Source organism: Streptomyces sp. NPDC058678 (genome assembly GCF_042714835.1).
Taxonomy (GTDB): Bacteria; Actinomycetota; Actinomycetes; order Streptomycetales; family Streptomycetaceae; genus Streptomyces.
Genome location: NZ_JBHXSG010000161.1, coordinates 1 through 3,989 on the forward strand (window position 1 = coordinate 1; position 3,989 = coordinate 3,989).

A 3,989-nucleotide genomic window follows, 5' to 3' on the forward strand; every position below is an offset into this window, starting at 1 on the left:
TCGGAGTCGATCACCCGCCGCAGAGTCGCTCGTCGGCATGGCGGTCACCGACGGCAGGCTTCGCCCTTGCGTCCAGGGCCCCGTCCCGAAAGGAAGAGCCGCAGCCCGTCGGTCCACCTCCCGGGCCGGCCCGCACGTCGCTCCGCCCGACAACGCCCGCGACTGGCAGGGCAGCCCCGCCGCCGGCCTCCCGGCACACCACGACACCCGGCCGGCCCGGAATGTCCCCACACATCGTCACCGCAAGCAGCGCCATCGATCCACAGGAGTGCCCCATGTCCTCGTCCAGAATGAATCGCCGTACGTTTCTCGGTGCGGCGGGGGCGGCGACCGCCGCGACCGCCCTGCCGCTGGTCCCCGGCTTCTCCGGCCTGCTGTCGCAGGCGTCGGCCGCGGACACGCAGACCAACCTGAGCAGGATGGTCGACATGCGGTTCGGTATGTTCAACCACTTCAGTCTGGGCACTTTCACCAACGAGGAGTGGGCGGCGCCGAAGCAGAGTCCCACCGTCTTCGCCCCGCCGAGTGTCAACTGCGCGCAGTGGGCCGATGCGGCGGCTGCCGCGAAGATGAGTTACGGCATCCTGACCACCAAGCACCACGACGGCTTCGCCCTGTGGCCGAGCGCCTATGGCACCCAGAACGTCGCGAACAGCTCCTACAAGCACGACGTGGTGCAGGCGTACTGCGACGCCTTCCGGGCGAAGAACCTGAAGGTCGGGTTCTACTACTCGATCTGGGACCGCACCTTCGGTGTCGAGGCGTGGGAGAGCCGGCACAAGGTGACCGGGCTGGAAATCACGGATGCCATCCAGCCCGACGACATGACCTTCATGCTCGGTCAGATCCGTGAGCTGCTCACCAACTACGGCACCATCGACATGTTCATGACTGACGGTTACGCATGGCAGATGGGTCAGCAGGCCGTCTCCTACCAGCGGATCCGTTCGCTGGTGAAGGAGCTGCAGCCGGACTGCGTCATGATCGACATCGGCGGGCTGACGGAACCCTTCCTCAGCGACGCGATCTTCTTCGAGGAGCCGCTGGGCATCACGGCGCCGGCGGGCAACACCTACGCCGGAATGCAGGGGCAGACGATCAGCAACGGCTGGTTCTGGCACCCTTCCACCCCGACCGAGAGCCTCATGAGCAGGTCCGCGATCCTGTCGCACCTGGCCGACCTGGAGCCGAAGTACACCTCGTTCATCCTCAACTGCCCGCCCAACCGCAACGGCCTGCTGGACACCAACGTCGTCAACCGGCTCGCCGAGGTCGGCGCGGCCTGGAGCCCGGACACCTCCCGGCCGCCGCTGCCCACCCAGCCACTGCGCGCCGAGCACCCCGTCACACCGGTCAACGCGTACGCCACCGCCTTCCGCACCGGCCAGGGGCCGCTCAACGCCATCGACGGACTCAGCGACGTCCGCTACGAGACCTGCTGGTCGACCTGGGGACTGTCCCCGGCCCTGCCTCACTCGATCACGATCGACCTGGGCGGCGTGTGGAGCAACGTCTCCACCCTGGAGTACCTGCCCAAGCAGTGGAACCGCAGCAACTCCACCGACGGCGACATCACCTCCTACACCATCCTCACCAGCACCGACGGGGTCACCTTCACCCAGGTCGCCACCGGCACCTGGGCCGGCAACGGCAAGTACAAGCTGGTGGAGTGGCCCAACCGGAACGTGGGCTTCGTACGCATCCAGGTCAACGCGGCCACCGGCGGCTACGCCAACATCAGCGGCCTCAGGATCGGAGGCCGGTCGCTCAAGCCGGCACTGGTGTCCACCACGCTGCCCGGCGACGGCACCGTCTACCGGCTGGTCAACCGAAACAGCGGCCAGGTCGCCGACGTGGTAGGCAGGCGCACCACCGACAACACCCCGGTCCAGCAATGGCCCTGGCTCAACCAGACCAACCAGAAGTGGACCTTCGTCAAGACCGGCGACGGCTACTACAAGATCAAGGGTGTGGGCAGCGGCAAGCTCCTGGAGATCGCGGGTCTCTCCCGCGCGGACGGCGGCACCGCCGGCATCTGGGGAGACGCCAGCGCCCCCCAGCAGCACTGGGCCGTCACACCCACCGGCGACGGACACTACTTCCTCATCAACCGCTACAGCGGGCTCTGCCTCGCCGTCGACGAGGGCAGCACCGCCGACGGAGCCAACATCGAGCAGCAGCCGTACGCGTCGCGGACCGAGCAACAGTGGCAGATCATCCCCTCCTGATCCTGCCCTCCGGCCCGCTCCTCCTCGGCCCGTTGCGAGGGGCAGCGGTGGCGGTCCCCTGCGGGCGCGAGGCGCCTGGGCACCTCACGCCCCCCAGAACACGTGCCTGATTCCATCATTCCTCCGAGCACGTCACCATCAACGTCCGGCTGTACTTCACGGGTTTCACCCAAGCCCCCACTCCTGCCGTACATCAACGCCGCTCTCACGCCGTCCGCGCACACGGCTTCCCCGCACTCGGCGACATGACCGGCGCCACCGTCCACCTCGCCGGCTCCTGGGCCGCCGACGGGGCCGCGCTGGTCCAGTAGACCTGCGGAAGCCGGCTCGACCAGCAGTTCACGCTGCGGAGCGTCACCTCCTGAGCGCCCCTGCCCCTCGACCCGCACGTCTCCACGAAGAAGACGCGCACGTCCCCACCCAGCAAAGAAGGGCCGCACATGCACACCTTTCGAAGACTCTCCGCCAGACTCACGGCCACGGCATCCGCCACCTGCCTGGCCGCTGTCGGACTCGCCCTCGTCCCGGCGGCAGACGCCTCGGCCGCGGGCGCGCCGCAGGGCGGCCACGTCTACGCGCTGACAGCGGCGCACAGCGGTAAGAACACCGCCGTGCTGTCGGACTCCCTGGCCAACGCAGCGGCGGTCGTGCAGAAGACCGCCTCCGGCGGCCCCGGCCAGCTGTGGGAGGCGGTCGACCACGGCGACGGCACCTTCTCGCTGGTCAACATCAACAGCGGCAAGTGCATGGACGTCCACACCGGCTCCACGAACGCGGGGGCCGCGATCATCCAGTGGACCTGCACCGGCGCCAACAACCAGCGCTGGACCTTCAGCGGCTCGGCGATCGTCTCCGCCCACAGCGGCCTGTGCCTGGACGTCTCCGGCAACTCCACCGCGGAGGACCGCGCGCTCATCCAGTACACCTGCGGGAACACTACCAACCAGCAGTGGAGCCTGACCGAGCGCCCGCGCTCCGCCACCTGGGGCCCGGCCATGGTCAGGGGCGGCCAGACCTTCACCTCGCAGACGATCCGGATGGTCGTCCACAACAACACCTCCGGCGCGGGGCTGCGCATCCGGCTGTCCAACCTGCGCAGCACGACCGCGCTCTCGGTAGGTGCCGTCACGGTGGCGGTCCAGTCCAGCGGCGCCTCCGCGGTCGCGGGCACCACGCGTACCGTCACCTTCGGCCGGTCGGCCACCCCGACCATCCCCGCCGGGCAGGAAATGACCAGCGACGTCATCCCGATGCAGGTCGTCGCGGAGCAGAACCTGCTGGTGAGCGTCTACCTCCCGGGCACCACCGGCGCCTCGACCTACCACAACGACGCCCACCAGACCTCGTACCTGTCCGCCGCGGGCACCGGCAACCACGCGGCCGAGGCGGCCGCGACGAACTTCACCACCACCACGGCCCGCTGGTTCTACGTCGCCGGACTCGACGTCGTGTCACCCACGGCCAAGGGAACCGTCGTTGCCATCGGCGACTCCATCACCGACGGCTCCAGCGCCACCGACAACACCAACCAGCGCTGGCCCGACTACCTCGCCCGGCGGCTCCAGGCCCAGTCCGGCGGCCAGCGCCTCGGCGTGGTCAACGCGGGCATCGGCGGCAACCGCGTGGTCACCGACAGCCCGAGCGCGCAGCAGGGCATCGCGGCCAAGACCCGGTTCTCCCACGACGTCCTGACCCAGCCGGGCGTGAAGAACGCCATCGTGCTGGAGGGCATCAACGACATCAACAACACCACCACCCCCA

Annotated in this window: 2 protein-coding genes; both read left to right on the forward strand. The window is 68.9% G+C overall.

Annotated elements, in window-relative coordinates; translation table 11 throughout:
- The first annotated feature begins 275 nt into the window (after positions 1–275).
- Complete coding sequence (locus tag ACFWWR_RS48430; RefSeq protein ID WP_383878437.1) at positions 276–2,228, forward strand: alpha-L-fucosidase; 1,953 nt, start codon at positions 276–278, stop codon at positions 2,226–2,228.
- Positions 2,229–2,668: 440 nt separating this feature from the next.
- The coding region (locus ACFWWR_RS48435) for an RICIN domain-containing protein (protein WP_383878435.1) at positions 2,669–3,989 on the forward strand (1,321 nt) is incomplete at its 3' end.

What these genes read in the sequence shown, in the direction of transcription:
- ACFWWR_RS48430 (WP_383878437.1), top strand. Translation starts at nt 276, where the DNA reads ATGTCCTCGTCCAGAATGAATCGCCGTACGTTTCTCGGTGCGGCGGGG.